The sequence below is a fragment of the Myroides sp. ZB35 genome, assembly GCF_001865835.1.
GTDB classification, from domain to species: domain Bacteria; phylum Bacteroidota; class Bacteroidia; order Flavobacteriales; family Flavobacteriaceae; genus Flavobacterium; species Flavobacterium odoratimimum.
Genome location: NZ_CP017769.1, coordinates 3,671,051 through 3,689,397, shown reverse-complemented (window position 1 = coordinate 3,689,397; position 18,347 = coordinate 3,671,051). Strand labels below are relative to the sequence as shown.

The window sequence follows — 18,347 nt, the reverse complement described above, 5'->3', positions numbered from 1 at the left end:
TGCATAATAGGTTTTTTAAATGTTTAGTTATTTTTTGAAAATTGAAATTTCTTTATCTTGTTTTTTATAGGTAAGGTCTTCCAAGAAGCAGATACTTCTCAGAATAGCATACAACTCATGTTTTGGATATTGTCCATGCAAGATGGCTTGGGTGTTAACACGATGATCAATGTGGATAGGGATACGGTAGTATTTTTCCAACTGATTGATTGCTTTATCTAAAGGGATATTATTAAAGTCAAAGTATGAAGTCTGAGCGAGTAAAGTATTATGAGCTAGTTTATCATTATGCCATACCAAACTATCGTTAGCATGTAATATTCTTAACGAAGAATCTTTAGGGTTTTCTACTGATACTATTCCTTCTATTACGTGAACTTTATGGTTATTAGAAGTCTTATCACTCACTGTAAATGTTGTTCCTAGAACTGTAGTGTTAAGGTGATCAGACTTGACTAGGAAAGGAAGATCTCTGTTTTTGGCTACTTTAAATAAGGCAGTACCTTTTAGTTTTACTGAACGATTAGAGGTATTGTATTCATCGTTAATTTCTAATGTAGTACCAGGTTCTAGTATAATAATAGTGTTGTCATCTAAAGTAATACTCGTGGTCTTTTCTGCATAATATAGATTAGTAGAAGAACTATATTGATTCCATAAAAAGACACCACTTAATAAAGGTATTGTAAGACAAGCAGCCCAGGTAGCAGTGCGTCTAAAGCGCATGCGTCGAGTATGTGCTTTCTGACTAGCTACTATTTTATTGCGTAATCTGTTTTCAACAGTTTCTTTGTCTGCGATGGTAGAAGTACCTGTTTGTTGTAATCTTTCTAACCAAGAAGTTAAAAATTGATTTTCTTGATCAGATGAGTTTTTCTTTAAATATTGATCTATAATATTTCTAATCTTGTTTTCCATGAATAGTGCTTATATCTATAAAGTGCGCTATTCTATAAATGGTACTATGCGAAAAACTGGATTTAATGATTACTTAATATAGGTAACAATTACTTAACGAATAAAAGAAAGAAGAAAAAGGCTTCTACAGAATAAGAAAGATTAGCTCTTAATAAGGATAATGCTTTGTTTAATTGGTTTTTAACTGTGTTTTCTGACAAGTTTAGGAGTTGAGCAATTTCAGAATAAGACTTCAGACTGTAATATCTCAACTGAAAAATTTCTAAACATTTTTCTGGTAATATTTCTGCAGCTTTTAATTTGACTTGTTCTAGTAGGTAAAGTTTAAATTGTTCTTGTTCCTCTACAGTAAGTAATTCAAATTCTGATAATGCCTCATAAGCAGTCTCTAGTTCTACAGAAGTAAATTTTCTATTGCGCAAATATTCTAGACATTTATATTTAACAGCTGTATAAAGATAGGCTTTAAAATTCTCAATATGTAAGGTATCAAATCTCTTCCAAAGATCAATAAATACTTCTTGAATGATATCTTCTGTCTGTGCAGTATTTTGAGTTAGGTTATTAGCATAGATATACAGAGACTCCCAATAAGACGTATACAAGTTGTTTACGAATCTATCTTTATTAGTCATTATTATATTATTTTGAGACCAAAATTATCTTATAATAAGAGTAATGTTCTTTCTCTAACTTTACTAAAGCATTAAGCTTTTTTATGTAATAAGGACATTATTTCTAAAAAGTAGTGTTTTTGTAAGGATATATTGTGTGTGTTTTACAAGGTATAGTATTGATATACTGATAAAAGAGAGAGAGTTTAAGTGAGAATATAAGTTAGTGTATGGTTAAGGAAGTGTAAAGAAATAACTATAAGATAGGAGTTGTTACGTTTTATGCGACGTCTTCTTATAGAGATTATTATATGTTGGTCTACTGGAAGATTACTTGCTGTATTCTTGCACATTTCCTCCTGAAATGGGCATTTTGGGCAATAAAAGTGCTAGAATTCCTTTGAAAGAACGAATTATTGGTTATATAGCCTTCGTTCTTTATTCAATAGGTTCGACACCATACTTTCTAGTTGGATGGCGTGGAACTTCATTGCTTTAGGACTGAAAAAGTTTTATAAAACTAAAAAGTCAAGATGACTTCATTTCAAGAAAGTAAGAGTCTGGATAAATAATTAAAAATATTAATAAGTAAATGTGATAATTATGTTATAATAATAAGAAATAGGAATTGTTTGTTAATTAAACTTAGCGAGTAAAAATGAAATAAATAGTAGGTGGTAATCTTAACGATTTAATAAAATTGAAGACAGGCTATAATATTACATTTGATCCTACACGAAAACCTACTAAAAGTAACAACATATAATGATAAGTAAAGAGAAAATGTTTGATGCTTTATATGAAAAGCATTGGTCTGAGTTATATGCTTTTGCTCTTAACGTAACAAGGGATAAAGTTATAGCAGAAGATATTGTACAAGAGGTTTTTATTGATTATTGGAGCCGCATGAATACCATTAATGTAGAACTACCAAGGGCTTATTTTTTTCAAGCTGTTCGAAATCAGTGTGCAAAAGCATTGAGTAATAGAAACTTCAATCAAGTACAAATAGAGAATATAGCTTCTTTAGTTCCAGATCTTGACGAGATACAGTTTGAAGAAGTAAAACAACAATTATTGAACGAAATTAATCAAACTGCAATCTCACTTCTACCAGATAAATGCTTAACTATTTTTAAAATGCGTTTTTATGAGCAATTGTCTTATAAAGAGATTGCCTCTCGTCTAAATATCTCTGAAAGTACAGTAGAGAATCAAGTGAACAAGGCTTTAAAACTGTTGCGAGGAAATACAAGATATATTACAGATATGCATTTTTCTGTATTGTTAAGTATTATGTGTTAAGTAAAGTTTAGCTGTATTATCTAATCGTTAAGTATGGTTTGATACATAGGTGTTTTTTAAAATAGAAGAACATCATAGTATAAAGCATACTAAGAATGATAAAACAGTTTAAAAGAATATTGTCAAAATACGCAGAAGGAAATAGTAATAAAGAAGAAGAATCTTTAGTTAATCAGTATTTTGATCGCATGCAAATGGAAGGTGTGCTTCCAAAAGATGTAAGTACAGCTGTTGGCGAAAGGATGAAAAGAAGAATAAACCTTCAAATTAAACCAGTCCCAAAAACGTCTTTTGCAATGTACTATAAGATAGCAGCAGCAGTAGCAATTGTTTTATCATTATCTTATTATTTTCTTTTCCCTTCAACAAAAGAAATAGAATATGTGGAGCAATTTGCAGTTAAAGGACAACAGCTTCAGTTTTATTTAAGTGACTCTACCTATGTACACTTAAATTCAAATAGTAAATTAATCTACCCTAAAACATTTAACGGAAATTCTCGTGAAGTACAATTAGTAGGAGAAGCTTTTTTTGAAGTAAAACACACTTCAAGAGATACTCCGTTTTTGGTTGTTAGCCCTAAATTAAGAACACAAGTATTAGGAACAAAGTTTAATGTAAACGATAGTCCTAATGAAACAGTACAAGTAAGTGTTTATGAAGGAAAAGTAAAAGTAGAAGACAAACAAACTAAGCAACAGGTTATTTTGGCAAAAGATGAACAAGTGACTTGGACAGATGCAGTAAGTTCATTACAGAAAGCGACTATACAAGAACAGCAGTTTAATCAATGGTATAAAGGAGAAGTCAAATTTAACCAAATGGGGATCCAAGAAGTAATTACAGTATTGAATAGGCGTTTCAATACGCATTTGCAGTTAGCATCAACTAATTTACCAACTTCAACAATTAGTGGCGATTTTACAAGCGATAAAATTGAAGACATCCTTCAAAGTTTGCAATTTATATACGGTCTTCAATATAAGAAGCAAAGTGATGGGAAGATTATAGTACACCTCAAATAGTTTATGTCTAACCACAATATTATGAAATGAAATAACACAACTACAATTAACTACAAAGAAAAAACCTGTACAAAGTGGCAGCGATGAACAGGTTTAGAAGTGATAATTAATTATCCAGCAGAACAATTAACTAAAAAACAAAGATAACAATTATGTATCTCAAATTATTCAAAGGAGGTAAGAAATTATATACTCCATTAGCTACTGCTTTGCTTTTTTTACACTTATTAAGTGCAGAAAACACTTATGCACAACAAAAAGCAGCGACACCGATTTCAATTCAGTTGAATCAAGCTTCTATTACAGATGTTTTTAACGCCATTAAAAAACAATCAAATTACACTTTAATTTATAGTGATAAAGTAACCGCTTTGACCAAAAAAGTGGATATGCATATTGACGCTAAAGACATAAAAGGTATTTTAGATTATATGTCTAAACAATATGGAATTACTTATCAAATTACAGGTTCAACTATCTCTGTAAAATTAGGAGAAGTAAAAACACAAAAGATAAAAGGAATTGTAATGGACGAACAAGGATTGGGGGTCCCAGGAGCTACAGTTATATTAAAGGGAACGGACAAAGGTGTAAGTACAGATTTGGACGGAAATTTTGCTTTGGATGCTGTAGTGGGAAAAGATAGAGTACAAATTTCTTTTATTGGATATAAAACAGTTGAAGTAATAGCAGCTACTAATTTAAAAGTAGCTTTAGTAGAAGACCAAACTAATTTAGATGAAGTAGTAGTGGTGGGATATGGAAAGCAAAAACGAGTAAATGTTACAGGAGCTGTAGATCAAGTAGGAGCAGAGGTGTTTAAAGATCGCCCTGTTTCTAATGTAGCTAAAGCATTACAAGGAGAAATAGGAAACCTAAACCTTATCATAGGAGATGGAAAACCTACCAGAAGTGCAACATTTAATGTGCGTGGTACAACTTCAATTGGAGGAGGAGGGAATGCTTTGGTATTAATAGATGGAGTACCTGGTGATCCTTCTTTATTAAATCCCAATGATATAGAAAGTGTATCTGTTCTTAAAGATGCTGCTTCTGCAGCTATTTATGGAGCAAGAGGAAGTTTTGGAGTAGTTCTAATTACCACTAAAGCATCTGAAAATGAAAAGTCAAAGATTAACTTTTCTACCTCTTTTTCGGTTTTAGATCATACAGTTAAACCTGATTTAGTGACTAATGGATACCAATGGGCGAAACAATTTGACGACGCTTATTATTCTTGGAATGATTACAAAATGCATCCGTCTAAAGCAAATAGCGTATTTCCTTTTTCTATGGAATATTTGCAACAACTAAAGGAACATGACGAAAACCCAAGTTTGAGTAAAGTAGATATTGATCCTGTAACTGGAAAATATGTGTACTATGGAAATACAGACTGGATGAAAGAGTTGTATGCAGATATGATTACAGCACAAGAGTATAATTTAAGTGCTAGTGGTGGAGGGGAAAAAGCAAGCTATTACTTATCAGGTAGAATAAATTCTCAAGACGGTATTTTTAGATATAACTCCGATAAATTTAATATGTATAATTTAAGAGGAAAAGGGTCTTTACAAGCAACAAGTTGGTTGAAGTTAGAAAATAACTTTGAATATGCTGAAATGGATTATTTCTTTCCAATCTTAAATCACCCTTCAGATACACCAGTTTGGCGTAGAATATCAGACGAGGCCTTCCCTGTAGCGATGATGTTTAATCCTGATGGAACCTTAACACACAATGCGGCAATTGTATTTGGTAGTTTTGTTTCAGGAGGAAATTATTCAGATACAAACAGACAACAATTGAGAAATACAACAAGTTTTGTTGCTGACGTAATTAAAGATGATTTGAAGTTATATGGAGATTTTACTTTTAGAAATTTAAATGAAGTAGAAACGAAACAATATACTCCAGTGCCATATAGTACCAAACCAGGAGAGTTACTTGAAAGAGGAGAGAATAAGTTAGAAGAGTTGCAAGAGAAAACGACTTATAAGGGGATGAATCTTTATGCAGAATATAAAAAGCAATTCGGTAGTCACTATTTGAAAGGATTAGTAGGATATAATTACGAAAAATTGCGTTTAGACAAGCGCACTTTAGAACGCAATGAGTTAACGAATTCTTTATTACCTGATTTTGGTTTAGCAACTGGAGAGAATATTGTTTTAAAAGGAGGAGGCTATCAATGGGCGACTTTAGGGGCTTTCTTTCGATTGAACTATAATTTCAGAGAAAAGTATTTTATAGAAGTAAACGGGAGATATGATGGTTCTTCAAAATTCCCACAGAATCAACAGTGGGGGTTCTTTCCATCAACTTCTGTAGGGTATCGTTTATCACAAGAGAACTTTTGGCAAAACAGTCGTTTAGCAGATATTTTACCTGAGTTGAAATTCAGAGCTTCTTATGGTTCATTAGGAAATGGAAATATCTCTCCTTATCAGTATTTAGAAACGATGTCTGTTAATCAATTAAATGTTTTATTAAACGGAAAAAATCCATTGTATACCAATAAACCAAATGTAATTCCTAATGGATTAACATGGGAGAAGGCTACTACATTCAATATTGGTTTTGATACAGAATGGTTTAACCGACGATTAACAACCTCTTTTGATTGGTACAAACGAGTTACAACAGATATGTATACACAAGGTACGCCTCTGCCACAAGTATTTGGAGCAACAGAACCTAAAGGAAACTATGCTGATTTAGAAACAAAAGGATGGGAGTTGTCGATTGCTTGGAGAGATAAAATCAACTTTAATAAACCTTTGACTTATAAGTTCCGATTTATTCTTTCAGACAATCAGTCTAAGATTACAAAATTTAATAATCCAACAAATTCATTAGATACATATTACAAAGGAATGAAGATAGGAGAAATATGGGGATTTGAAAATGCGGGTTATTTTATTGATCAGAATGATATTAATAATCATGCAGATCAAAGCTATATCCGTGTTTCTGCAGCAAATATATTAATGCCTGGAGATATCAAATTTGCAGATTTAAATGGAGATGGAGTAATTAATATAGGCGATAATACAGTAGATAACCCTGGAGATAGAAAAATTATTGGAAATTCAGCACCTCGTTTTAACTTCGGTTTTAATACTGATTTAGAGTGGAATAATTTCTTCGTATCTGCTTTTTTTCAAGGTGTAGGTAAACGCGATTTTTGGCCTGGAGCAGACAACTCTTTATTTTGGGGTGCATACAATAGACCATACAGTTGGCATCCAACAAAAATGAATGATATGATGTGGTCTGAAGAGAATCCAGATGCTTATTTTCCAAGGATGAGAGGGTATGTTGCTCTTAACAATAGAGGAGAGCTACAAGTACAACAAAGCAAGTATATCCAAAATGCAGCTTATATCCGCTTAAAGAACTTAACAATAGGATATAACTTTCCCAAACAGATGTTAGAAAAGAATAAAATAGAGAGTCTAAGAATTTTCTTTTCAGGACAAAACTTATGGACCTATTCACCCATGTTTAGAGTCTTAAAAACAATGGACCCTGAAGTAATTGATGGAGCAGATCCAGAATTGTCACCAAACGCTGGTAATGGAATGCGTTATCCGATGTTAAAAACATTCTCTTTAGGAATCGATATTACTTTTTAAAACAAGCAAACAATGAAAAAAATAATATTAATAACTGCTTTAGCAGGTTTGTTTATCACAACTTCTTGTTCAAACGACTTGGATCAATTACCCTTTGATAAACTTTCACCAGATGTAGCTTTTACAACAGAAAAAGATTTAGAATTATATAGCAATTCTTTTTATAAAATATTACCTAACGGAAATGATGTCGTTCGTGGAGATAATATGTCTGATTATGTTATTGGTCGAACAATCAATAACTATTTAACAGGTACTTATACAGCCTATGATAGTGGGGGTTGGAGTTGGAGTGATTTGAGAAATATCAATTATTTTTTAGAAAAATCAAAAGGAGCTAAGATCATAGATAAACGGAAAGCACATTACGAAGGATTGGCTCGCTTTTTCAGAGCGTGGTTTTACTTTGATAAAGTAAAGCGTTTTGGCGATGTGCCTTGGTATGACAAAACACTAACAGTAGATGATCCCGATTTGTATAAACCAAGAGATACAAGAGAATTGGTGATGCAAAAGGTTTTAGAAGATTTAGATTTTGCAATTAGTGCTATTGAAGGAGGAAAAGATAATAGTGCTTCACGAATTACCAAACAAGTTGCATTAGCTTTTAAATCTCGAGTATGTCTTTTTGAAGGAACCTATCGAAAATATCATACAGATTTAGGGTTGGTTGGTAGTTCGTCAGAGTGGTTAAAACAAGCTGCTAATGCCGCAGATGAATTAATGAAAACGTCTTCTTATCGCTTAAATACAGCGCAAGGGAATCAAAGCTATCGAAACTTGTTTAATAAAGAAGCAGTAGAAGCTTCAGAAGTGATATTAGCGGCTAATGCAAGTGCAGCTTATAGAATCTTTAACGATGCAAATTGGTATTATACAAGTGCTACGTATGGGAATCGCTCTAATTTGACTAAATCGTTTATCAATACCTATTTAAATATAGATGGCACTCGCTTTACAGATAAAGCTGGGCATGCAACTATACCTTTTTGGGAAGAAGTAAAAGGCAGAGATCAACGTTTAGAACAAACCATTCGAATGGGAGATTACAAAAGAGATGGACAAGCTGCTGCTCCTGATTTCACCTATACTTATACAGGTTATCAGCCCAAAAAATTAACCTTAGATTCTTCTGCTACAGATGGAGTAGCAGAAAATAATAATACACTGCCTTTAATTAGGTACGCTGAGGTTCTGTTGAATTATGCTGAAGCAAAAGCCGAATTAGAAGAATTTACAGGTGCTGATTGGGACAAAACAATCAAGTTGCTAAGAGAAAGAGCAGGTATTACCAATAGTAGCATACCAACAGTCGCAGATGCCTATTTAAAACAAGAGTTTTTTCCAAACATATCAGATGCGAATTTATTAGAAATTCGAAGAGAAAGAGGAATAGAGCTGGTGTTAGAAGGCTTTAGATATGATGATTTAAGACGTTGGAAGTTAGGATGGCTTTTAACCAAAAGCTATGAGGGCATGTATGTACCAGCCATGAATACACCATTAGATATGAATGGGGATGGTAAGTCAGATGTTTCTTTTGTTACAAAAGTACCTGCAAATCCACAAAAAGGAGTGTACTACTATATTATTGATAACAATCAGTACAAGTTGTCTAATGGTGATTCTGGGACACTTATAATTATGGACAATCTAAAACGTATCTATGAAAACCATCAGTATGTATACCCAATTCCATATAGCGCAATTGTATTAAATAGTAAATTAAGTCAGAATCAAGGTTGGTAATTTAATTGTAATAGAAATGAAAAGTCAAATAATAAGAATAATTCAAGTAGTGGTTTTATTACTTTGTTGTATCTCTTGTAATTATGAAGATGATTATACAAATAAAAACCCAAAGAAGGATCCTACAAAGTTGTTTACTCTAACAGCCTTGGTGGTAAATAAGATAGAGTCTCCTTTAGCTAAGGCAGAAGTAACTTTATATGACGAAAAGCAGAAGGAGATAAAAAAACAGGAATCTTCAACAACAGGAGCAGCTGTGTTTAGCGATTTGCTTGCTGGAAGCTATAAGTTAAAGAGTAGTTACGAAAATCAAGTTAACGAAGTAGTGGTAGAAATAAAGAATGAAGACAAAGAAGTCAAGATCAAATTAGATATTGCTCCAAAAGATGTTGTTCTTCAAAATTCTCCTATTGTAATTACTGGAATACAAGCCGATCCACGAGGGACAGATGCAGCTGCTAATGGCACATCTTCTACTTATGATGGAGGCAAAGTAGTTGTAAATCATATTGGAGGGTATGAGTATGTACAGTTAATGGCTTTAGAGGATATTGATTTTGAGCATACACCTTATAGTGTAGTTATGGCAAACAATGGTATTGTTGGAGATAGAGGATGGGCACAAGGAGGAAATGTAACCTATAAGTTTGATTTAGTATCAGGAAAGGCAAAAAAGGGAACCTTCTTTTATGTAGGAGGAAAGTCAAAGGTACTTTCAGGTTATGGCAGTTGTGGAAAAAGTACAGATATCAGTACGTCTAATTGGATTGCTACAAAAGATTATAAATTAGAAGCAGGAGACGGTTTTGGAGACCCTAATGGAGGAATCTTAGGAAATTTAGGAAAAGATGGTCAGAATGTAGCAGATGGTGTTGCAGTATTCAAAGGAACAACAGTTACAGGAGAATCAATTCCTTTAGACGCTGTTTTTTATGGTACATCATTAGAAGGAATATATGATTCTGTTAACAATTGGGGATATCGTGTGCCAGAACAAAATGACCGTTATGCAACAAAAGATAAAGAAGGTAAAGCACAACCGTTTTTTGGACAAGGTTCCAATATACATTTGTTTAGTCAACCAGGTTCGGATGTAGGAGATTTTATCAAGTTAGGTGGCTCTACAGATAGAAAGGAATGGAAGGTACTGAGAAATTCTACTATTGTACAGTTAAGTTATTGTGCAGGAGAATCTTCTTTAACAGACATCGAGAGAGCCAATGGAGTAACAGTATTTGCAGAAGGAAATACAACACCAGAAGTACCTGAGCCTTCAAAAGGAAATGTAAGTGTCATGTCTTTTAATATTCGTCATCACGATGCTACAGATCCCTATTCATTAGAGAGTAGAAAGGAGTATATCTTACAAGTGATTATAGACGAAATGCCAGACATTGTTGGGTTGCAAGAGTTTTCTGATAATTGGTTTGAAACATGGATGCAACAACAGATGGCAGCCAAAGGTTATGGGTATTATATGGACGAAGCTAATTCATACGGATCACCTAAAGTGATCTTCTATAAAAAAGATCGTTTTGATTTGAGAGGGAGTGCTACTTATCAAATGAAATATACTGAGAATAGAAGTGGTGCATGGGTGGTGTTATTTGACAAGCAAAAGCAAAAAGAATATTTTGTAACGAATAGTCATTGGACAACTGTTTCTTCAGAAGATAGAACAAAAATGGCTAAAGATGTCGTTAATATTATCGAACAAAATTACCAGAATCGCCCTGTAATTTGTATAGGAGATTTTAATGGACAACCTCATACTACAGAAATTAATGTTTTAAAAGCAACAACGCAACCAAAATTGTTGAATGCTGTAGACGAATCATTAAAAACATTTCACAAATGGGGGCCAACAGGTTCAACTACTTTAGATTATATCTTTTATTCTTCTCCTTTCAAATTAATAGAAGGAAAAGTAATACGAACAAGTTTTGGCGCAATATGGCCTTCAGATCATTGGCCTGTTATGGCAACTTTTACGATAGATTAATATGAAAAAAATACTAATTGCGATAGGGCTTTTTTGTGGTTTAAATACAACCGCTATAGCTCAAGAAAAAACACCTCATATTGTATTAATTACAATCGATGGTTTTAGACCAGATTTCTATTTAGAAGAGCAATGGGGAATGCATACAGTACGAGAGTTAATGAAAAATGGAGTAGCTGCTAAGGCAGTTACTCCTATCTTCCCTTCTGTTACTTATCCAGATCACACTACCATTATTACAGGAGAACTTCCTGCTCAACATGGAATAGTATATAACAATATTTTTGACCCTGCTACAGGCTCTCAAAAGTGGTATTGGGATTATAGTGCAATTAAAATACCAACACTATATGATGTGGTGAAGCAAAAAAAACTGACTTCTGCTAATGTAATTTGGCCTGTAACAGTCAATGCGCCTATCGATTATAATGTTCCTGATATATGGGATCTTACTAACGGATACGATAGAAGAAGTATTACAGCTTTATATACTACACCTTATAGTTTGTGGCGCGAGATACAAAATGAAGCAACAGGAACATTAAGAGCTAAAGATTGGGCAATGACAGAAGAAGAGCTGATTATGGATGAGAATATTGCACGTATGGGAAGTTATATGATTCAGCAGTATCAACCGAATCTATTAACCCTTCACTTTCCATGTACAGATCACTATGAGCACCAAGATGGTTTGGATAGTCCTTTGGTACGTGCCAGTGTTGCTGGAGCTGATCGTGCAATCAAAACAATTATTGAGGCATTAGATCGTTCAAAACTGAAAGATAACTATGTAATAATTATTACAGGAGATCATGGGTTTGAGAAAATCACACACCGTTTACAACCTAATATTTGGTTAAAGGATGCAGGACTGTTAGACGACGCAAAAACAATGGACTGGAAAGCAATGTTTCATACCCAAGGAGGTTCAGCTTTTTTGAGAGTGCAAGGAAAGAATAAAGTAAAAACAATCGAAAAGGTTAAAACTTTATTAGAAAAACAACCACAAGAAATTAGAAACCGCTATCGCATGATATCAAAAGAAGAGCTACAAAAGCTTGGTGCAGATCCAGAGGCAGAGTTAGCCTTAACAGGTTTAGATCACACAACATTTGGTGGAGGCCTTAAAGGAGAAGTATTGAGTAAGTTAAATAAAGAAGGTGGAGCACACGGATTTTTGAATAGCGATAAAAGTATGCAAACTGGATTTGTTGCTTTTGGAAAAGGAATAAAACAAGGAGTGGTGATCGAACAAATGGCTTTGATAGATATTTGCCCCTTTATTAGTGAATTATTGGAACTGGATTTTAAATTTCTTTCAAAAGAGTTAAAACAACAACTACTAAGTATCTAAAGATAGAATTAATATTATAAAGAAGGCTACTCTTTAAAATAATAGTAGTCAAATTCGGAAGATTGTAATTTTTAAATTAATTAAGTTACGTAAGCTTAACAATAGCATAAGATTAGTGTAGGAAGACATCACTAATTTTGGGCATTGAAAAAAAGTGACATTCTGAACAGTAAGGGGATATTATCAAATCATTAAATATTCTTTTTCGTAACGAAATACTTTAATACGCTCTATTTGTAACAACATAAACCATATATAATGAAAAAAAGATTATTTACTGTTGCCTTCTTATTTACGGCAGCATTAGCCATCGGACAGACTAGTGTGCGTGGCTATGTATTCGAGGATGCTAATAAGAACGGGAAAAAAGATAGAAGTGAAAAGGTATTAGCAGGGGTAGCGGTATCTAATGGAGTGGAGGTCGTACAGACTGATGATAAAGGACTGTATGAACTGCCTTTAACAGGGGATAATCAAATCTTTGTGATTAAACCAAGTCAATACGCTACTGTGTTAGACCAATATAATCTACCTGCCTCTTATGTAACGCATAAACCTAAAGGATCACCAACAGGAACTAAGTATGAAGGAGTAGCTCCAACAGGAAAATTGCCAAAAGAAGTAAACTTTGGATTGATTGCACAAGAGGAGTCAGCAGATTTTAAGGCTTTTATCTTTGGAGACCCTCAGCCATATAGTCTAGAGGAATTAGATTACTTTAAAAAAGCAGTAGTAGATGAGGTAAAGAATAAGACAGAAGGAATCTCTTTTGGCATCAGTCTAGGTGATCTAGTAGGAGATAAATTAGACTTGCATACGCCTTATAAAGAAGTGATGAAAGAAGTAGGGCTACCATGGTATAATGTGATGGGAAATCACGATATGAACTATGAGGCAACTGAAGATATCTACTCTGATGAGACCTTTGAGAAGAACTTCGGACCTGCTAATTATGCATTTAATTATGGGGATGCTCACTTTATCGTATTAGATGATATTCTATATCCTCACCCAATTAAAAAGAAAGGGTATCTAGGTGGTTTTAGACAAGATCAATTAGACTTTGTGAAGAATAATCTTAAGTTCGTTCCTAAAGATAAGTTAGTGGTAATTTCTTTTCATATTCCATTATTTGTTGGAAACGAAAAACACTTCGATCAAGAGTCTAGACAACAGTTGTTAGATATTTTAAAAGAGCATGAGAATATCTTACTATTGTCTGCACATACTCACTATCAGATGCATCAGTTCTATACGAAAGAACAAGGATGGTCAGGTATAAAACCATTACATGAGTATAATGTTGGGACAACGTCAGGCGACTGGTACTCAGGCGAGTTTAACGAGTTAGGTGTGCCTGCTTCTACTATGAGAGATGGAACCCCTAGAGGATATGCTACTTTAGTAGTTAAGGGGAATCAGTATGAGTTAGACTATAAAGTGTCTGGGGAATCAGATGATTATAAAATGGAATTGTTTATGCCTAAGGTTATTGCGGATAAGAAAGCAAATAACTATCAGATATATACGAATGTCTTTATGGGAACAGAGAAAGACCTAGTACAATATAGAATAGATGGAGGAGAGTGGAAAGAGATGAAGAAAGAAGAGAGTTTTGACCCAAGCTTCTATGCGGCAGTTCAAAAGTATGATTTGACAGAAAAATTATTAACTGGAAAGAAACCATCTCACCCGATTAAGTCATCTCATTTATGGAGTGCTAAGTTACCTTTTAATATTGGGTTAGGAGAGCATAAAGTAGAAGTGAAGGTGACAGATATGTTTGGTAGAGAGCATATCGCACAAAAGACATACAAAATCGAGAAAAGTAAATAGTATAGTTTTTTATAAGGTTTAGATTCTTTATCATTATAGCGAGCTCGCTTATAATTGAATCAGGATTTAAATTAAGTGTGTTGAAAGGGCTCAGTATCGTTAGATACTGGGCTTTTTCTGTTTGTGTAGGGGAGTTATAAGAAGGTCTTCTGCTATATCTATTCTTAGAAGAATCATAAAATGTTTTCAGAGCGTTTTCTTCCTATTATCTTTACTAGACATATAAAATGAAAAATGAATATGACTAATTTAGAACTAACGAAAGCTTAGTATTATGCATTATTCTATAAAAGTAAACACGCAGCAGTTAGAAGGAGCGTTATCTCCTATAAATAAGCCTTATTATTTTGCTATTCTTATAGATGGTGAAGCTACTTTTTCTTTAGATTTTAATAGATACTCTTGCTCTGGACAGTATATCTTATTTTTATCTCCTTATCAGTTGTTGACATGGGAAAAAGTAGAAATTAAGTCAATGAAGACTATACAGTTTCATGGAGACTTCTATTGTATAGAATATCACAAAGAGGAGGTAGCATGTAATGGGGTCTTGTTTAACGCATTATTTGACGCTCCTTATGTTCCTATTCAGTCATCTTTATTTCTAGAATTGACTCAGCTTTTTGATAAAATAGAGCAATTAGAACACCAACAGTCTGCTTATGATATTCCGATTCTCAAGACGTATTTACAATTGGTATTAGCACTGAGTAGTAAGGAAAAACAGTTGATTAATAAGAAACAAAAGACTTCAGGGCTGTCTTTAGAAGATATAGCTAGATTTCAAGAGATGCTAGAAGAGCATTTTATGGAGTCTAGAGCGGTAGCATTTTATGCAGAGCAGTATCATTTATCTGTTGATGTGTTTAGTAAAAAGGTTAGAAAGTATTATGGAAAAACACCTTCTAAATTAATCCAAGAACGCCTTATTTTGGAAGCAAAAAAACAACTTCATTTAACTCATAAGAGTGTAAAAGAGATAGCTAAGTTATTAGGATTTGAGGATGAGTTTTATTTTAGTCGTTATTTTAAGAAAGAAGTAGGTGTATCTCCTAAGATATTCAGAGAACAAGTAGGAATATCAGTAGTGGCAAAAAAGTCTATGAAATAGAAGGAATAGTCCATGTTATCCTTCTGCTGAACTATCTAGTTTTGTTGAAAAATAAAATAAAACCAATGAAACAAATTTTAGTATTATTTAGCAGTTTACAAGAGAAATCGATTCATTTTCTTCGTTTATCTATCTGTATTGTCATGGTTTGGATAGGAGGGCTAAAAGCTTTTCAATATGAAGCGGATGGTATTGTACCTTTTGTAACGAATAGTCCTTTTATGAGCTTTTTTTATCAGAATTCAACAAAAACAGTATTAGATGAATCTGGCAAAGAAGTATATGAATATACTCAACATAAAAATCCCGAGGGCAAAGTAGTGCAGAAGAACATTGATTGGCATAAACAGAATGGTACTTATGTGTTTTCGTATATTCTAGGTACAGTGATTGTAAGTATAGGGATACTCGTATTATTAGGGATATGGTATCCTAGACTCGGTTTTTTAGGAGGGGTATTAACATTAGGAATGTCTTTGGTCACACTATCATTTCTAATTACTACCCCAGAAGTATATGTGCCTAATTTAGGAGGTGATTTTCCTACACCTAACTATGGATTCCCTTATTTATCAGGTGCTGGACGACTAGTCTTAAAGGATATTATCATGATGGCAGCAGGATTAGTGATCGCTGGTGATTCAGCACGTAATTTGCTTTATAAGTGATTAATAGGTTTAGAATATAAAATAAAGTAAAAATAAAAGCTTAGTAATTATCTAATACTAAGCTTTTATTTTTAGAGGAGATAATAATTTTTGAAAGTATACTATTATTTTTAATAACCGAAATGTGTGTACTAGTTAAAAAGAATTAATTAATATGAGTTAAAATATTTTATATTATTGCTATTTAATGTTTTTATTATTTATAATTATTGCAATTTAAATATGCTTTATGGTTGTTGTTTTGCATATTTATTATTTTTTATTTATAAAAAGTAATATTTTTATAAATGGTTAAAAAAAGTAATAATCAAAAAACATTTTAATATGAAATTGCAACACACGTATTTTTATCATCCCTCTAATATTGAATGTAATGAGGAAGTAATTAAACAATTCGAAAGCCAAGGTGTCTCTATGAAAAAGATACAAGAAGCACTTGGTAGACATAATCGATTTGTAGTCGCTAAAGAGTCAAATGAAACTACGGTTTCTATGGGAATTGAGGCGGCAAAAGGAGTTTTAAAACAAAGTGGTATCTCAATAGAAGAAATAGATATTATTGTCTTTGTGACTTGTACTCCAGAGCATCAGATACCTTGTGACTCTATTTTTATACACCAAGCTTTGCAAGGAAAGAATAATACAATGTGTTATGATATTAACGCTAATTGTATTGGGGCTTTTGTAGCATTAGATCAAGTGACGCATTATCTCAATAGCAGTAGTAGAGCTAAAAATGCTTTAGTAGTTTGTTCTGATCAGTTATCTCGTATTTTAGATAGCCAAAACCCTGTAACAGCTTTTTGTTTTTCAGATTCTGCTTTTGCATTTATAGTAGAGAAAGAGACTACTACATCTGGATTAATAGACGTCATGTATCATACAGATAGTAGTTTTTGTGATACTGTTCTGTATCCACCCCAAGGACATTCTTGTTCTTTATCTGATGAATTAACAATGTGGGATACATCATTTGATGGAAGTGGAAGTGTGGAGTTTGCTTTAGATAAAATAGAGGTCTTTTTAGCAAAGAACAATCTAAAAATAGAAGATATCAGTTTATTCTTATTCTCTCAGTTATCGCTAAAAAACATTAAGATTATTAAATCACATTATCACTTACCAGAAGAAAAAGTACCTTTTTATTCAAAAGAGTTTGGTTATTCAGGAGCTTCTAGTCCTTTTTTAGCTTTACATCAATACCAGAAAGAAGGAACACCTCTAAAAGAAGGCGATTATTTTTTAATGTGGACATTAGGGGCAGGGTATCAGGCTGGTTTAATGTTGTGGAAATACTAAGTGTTTAGATGTTAGTTATCTAACTTTACATAAGGTGAAACTCAGTAAATTCAATGCTTACAGTGATTTTTTTGTTTTGAATTTAACAGATTAAAAGTATATTTACTTTCAAAAAAAACTATGAAATTTCTTACGGTATTAATCTGTCTGGTCTCATTGACGACCTTTGCTCAACCCAAAGCTATTTTGGATAAAACGACTTATCAATTTTGGTTAAATGAACCTAAAGTCGTAGAAGAAAAGAATCCTCTTATTATCTTTTTACATGGGAGAAGTCTTTCGGGAACTAATATAGATAGGGTAAAGAGATATGGTGCGTTAAAAGGAATAGAGAAGGGATTAGATATCCCCGCTTATTTAGTAGCTCCTCAATTGCCTTCTGGGCCATGGAATGCGGATAAGGTTGACGAAATCGTAAGTTATATGATTGCAAATTACAATATCGATGAGAGTCGCATTTATGTAACTGGAATGAGTTTAGGAGGATATGGTACGATGAAATATGCTGGTAAATATCCTAATCGTATAGCAGCTGCTATCGCTATCTGCGGAGGAGGAGAAGAAAGAGATGCCTGTGCTGTGACTAATATCCCTATTAAGCTTATTCATGGAGATAAAGACTTTATCGTACCACTAAAAGAGTCTAAGAAGATAATGACTGCTATCCAAAAGTGTGATAAAAAAGCGCCTGTAGAACTACAAGTAGTCAAAGGAGGTACGCATGGTAGTGTAGAAGATCTATATCGACACATGGAGGTATATAATTGGTTATTACAACATGTGAAGAGTAATGCCTCAATTAGTTCAGAAAACAAAGAAGAAATCTAA

Annotated in this window: 13 protein-coding genes; 11 read left to right on the top strand and 2 right to left on the bottom strand. The window is 33.1% G+C overall.

Annotation, left to right across the window (positions count from 1 at the left end):
• Positions 1-27 precede the first annotated feature (27 nt).
• On the bottom strand, positions 28-918 hold the full coding sequence (locus BK054_RS16310) for a FecR family protein (RefSeq protein WP_071307561.1): 891 nt from the start codon (positions 916-918) through the stop codon (positions 28-30).
• Between the two features lie 89 nt (positions 919-1,007).
• Positions 1,008-1,553, bottom strand: a complete 546-nt coding sequence (locus tag BK054_RS16305; RefSeq protein WP_006258192.1) for a sigma-70 family RNA polymerase sigma factor — start codon at positions 1,551-1,553, stop codon at positions 1,008-1,010.
• 744 nt (positions 1,554-2,297) lie between these two features.
• On the opposite strand from BK054_RS16305, the gene BK054_RS16300 reads away from it, so the two are divergent.
• The 11 genes from BK054_RS16300 to BK054_RS16250 all read left to right on the top strand — a co-directional run bounded on the left by BK054_RS16300 (position 2,298) and on the right by BK054_RS16250 (position 18,347).
• The gene (locus BK054_RS16300; protein ID WP_006258191.1) at positions 2,298-2,837 is read left to right on the top strand and encodes an RNA polymerase sigma factor; all 540 of its coding nucleotides are present in this window, start codon (positions 2,298-2,300) and stop codon (positions 2,835-2,837) included.
• A gap of 95 nt (positions 2,838-2,932) precedes the next feature.
• Positions 2,933-3,862, top strand: a complete 930-nt coding sequence (locus BK054_RS16295) for a FecR family protein (protein ID WP_006258190.1) — start codon at positions 2,933-2,935, stop codon at positions 3,860-3,862.
• 152 nt (positions 3,863-4,014) lie between these two features.
• The gene (locus BK054_RS16290) at positions 4,015-7,500 is read left to right on the top strand and encodes a TonB-dependent receptor (RefSeq protein WP_071307560.1); all 3,486 of its coding nucleotides are present in this window, start codon (positions 4,015-4,017) and stop codon (positions 7,498-7,500) included.
• A 12-nt stretch (positions 7,501-7,512) separates the two neighbouring features.
• Positions 7,513-9,249 carry a RagB/SusD family nutrient uptake outer membrane protein gene (locus BK054_RS16285; protein ID WP_071307559.1) on the top strand — a complete coding sequence of 579 codons (1,737 nt, stop codon included), beginning with the start codon at positions 7,513-7,515 and terminating at the stop codon, positions 9,247-9,249.
• A 16-nt stretch (positions 9,250-9,265) separates the two neighbouring features.
• Positions 9,266-11,251, top strand: coding sequence for an endonuclease/exonuclease/phosphatase family protein (locus BK054_RS16280; RefSeq protein WP_071307558.1), 1,986 nt, complete (start codon positions 9,266-9,268; stop codon positions 11,249-11,251).
• 1 nt (position 11,252) lies between these two features.
• Positions 11,253-12,605 (top strand): alkaline phosphatase family protein, encoded by a 1,353-nt coding sequence (locus tag BK054_RS16275; RefSeq protein WP_006263991.1) that lies wholly within the window; start codon positions 11,253-11,255, stop codon positions 12,603-12,605.
• 258 nt (positions 12,606-12,863) lie between these two features.
• The gene (locus BK054_RS16270) at positions 12,864-14,441 is read left to right on the top strand and encodes a calcineurin-like phosphoesterase C-terminal domain-containing protein (RefSeq protein ID WP_071307557.1); all 1,578 of its coding nucleotides are present in this window, start codon (positions 12,864-12,866) and stop codon (positions 14,439-14,441) included.
• Between the two features lie 274 nt (positions 14,442-14,715).
• Positions 14,716-15,552 carry a helix-turn-helix domain-containing protein gene (locus BK054_RS16265; protein ID WP_071307556.1) on the top strand — a complete coding sequence of 279 codons (837 nt, stop codon included), beginning with the start codon at positions 14,716-14,718 and terminating at the stop codon, positions 15,550-15,552.
• 65 nt (positions 15,553-15,617) lie between these two features.
• Positions 15,618-16,220, top strand: coding sequence for a reactive chlorine resistance membrane protein RclC (rclC, locus tag BK054_RS16260; RefSeq protein WP_006261485.1), 603 nt, complete (start codon positions 15,618-15,620; stop codon positions 16,218-16,220).
• Between the two features lie 324 nt (positions 16,221-16,544).
• Positions 16,545-17,519: a ketoacyl-ACP synthase III gene (locus BK054_RS16255; RefSeq protein WP_071307555.1), complete on the top strand. Its 975-nt coding sequence runs from the start codon at positions 16,545-16,547 to the stop codon at positions 17,517-17,519.
• Positions 17,520-17,639: 120 nt separating this feature from the next.
• Positions 17,640-18,347, top strand: coding sequence for a prolyl oligopeptidase family serine peptidase (locus tag BK054_RS16250; protein ID WP_006263987.1), 708 nt, complete (start codon positions 17,640-17,642; stop codon positions 18,345-18,347).

What these genes read in the sequence shown, in the direction of transcription:
- BK054_RS16310 (WP_071307561.1), bottom strand. Translation starts at nt 918, where the DNA reads ATGGAAAACAAGATTAGAAATATTATAGATCAATATTTAAAGAAAAAC.
- BK054_RS16305 (WP_006258192.1), bottom strand. Translation starts at nt 1,553, where the DNA reads ATGACTAATAAAGATAGATTCGTAAACAACTTGTATACGTCTTATTGG.
- BK054_RS16300 (WP_006258191.1), top strand. Translation starts at nt 2,298, where the DNA reads ATGATAAGTAAAGAGAAAATGTTTGATGCTTTATATGAAAAGCATTGG.
- BK054_RS16295 (WP_006258190.1), top strand. Translation starts at nt 2,933, where the DNA reads ATGATAAAACAGTTTAAAAGAATATTGTCAAAATACGCAGAAGGAAAT.
- BK054_RS16290 (WP_071307560.1), top strand. Translation starts at nt 4,015, where the DNA reads ATGTATCTCAAATTATTCAAAGGAGGTAAGAAATTATATACTCCATTA.
- BK054_RS16285 (WP_071307559.1), top strand. Translation starts at nt 7,513, where the DNA reads ATGAAAAAAATAATATTAATAACTGCTTTAGCAGGTTTGTTTATCACA.
- BK054_RS16280 (WP_071307558.1), top strand. Translation starts at nt 9,266, where the DNA reads ATGAAAAGTCAAATAATAAGAATAATTCAAGTAGTGGTTTTATTACTT.
- BK054_RS16275 (WP_006263991.1), top strand. Translation starts at nt 11,253, where the DNA reads ATGAAAAAAATACTAATTGCGATAGGGCTTTTTTGTGGTTTAAATACA.
- BK054_RS16270 (WP_071307557.1), top strand. Translation starts at nt 12,864, where the DNA reads ATGAAAAAAAGATTATTTACTGTTGCCTTCTTATTTACGGCAGCATTA.
- BK054_RS16265 (WP_071307556.1), top strand. Translation starts at nt 14,716, where the DNA reads ATGCATTATTCTATAAAAGTAAACACGCAGCAGTTAGAAGGAGCGTTA.
- rclC (WP_006261485.1), top strand. Translation starts at nt 15,618, where the DNA reads ATGAAACAAATTTTAGTATTATTTAGCAGTTTACAAGAGAAATCGATT.
- BK054_RS16255 (WP_071307555.1), top strand. Translation starts at nt 16,545, where the DNA reads ATGAAATTGCAACACACGTATTTTTATCATCCCTCTAATATTGAATGT.
- BK054_RS16250 (WP_006263987.1), top strand. Translation starts at nt 17,640, where the DNA reads ATGAAATTTCTTACGGTATTAATCTGTCTGGTCTCATTGACGACCTTT.